Here is a 255-nt window from a genome sequence, read left to right as displayed (position 1 = left end):
GCATCTCGGCGCCGTCCATCTGGTAGGCGATGATCGGGCCGCCCTCGACGGCGTCGCTGACGGGGATCTCGACGGTGTAGTCGTTGATCGCGGTGGCAAGCAGGGTGCCGCCGTCGACCTCGAGCAGTTCCACGAGGTCCGACAGCGCCACGCCGGTGAACTCGTGGACGCCGTCGGTCCAGATCGTGCTGGTGCGGATCGTCGTGGCGGGCAGGTCCATCAGCGCCGCGCGGTCGAAGCCGAGCGCCTGCGTGC

The 255-nt window shown here is 69.8% G+C and carries 1 protein-coding gene; it reads right to left on the bottom strand.

Annotated elements, in window-relative coordinates:
• The coding region (locus EU805_RS17315; RefSeq protein ID WP_370318231.1) for a molybdopterin-dependent oxidoreductase at positions 1-255 on the bottom strand (255 nt) is incomplete at both ends.

The sequence above is a fragment of the Salipiger sp. IMCC34102 genome (assembly GCF_004145405.1).
In the GTDB taxonomy this organism is placed as follows: Bacteria; Pseudomonadota; Alphaproteobacteria; order Rhodobacterales; family Rhodobacteraceae; genus Loktanella.
Note: the sequence above shows the minus strand (reverse complement) of the source record. Positions and strands in the feature narration are given on the sequence as shown.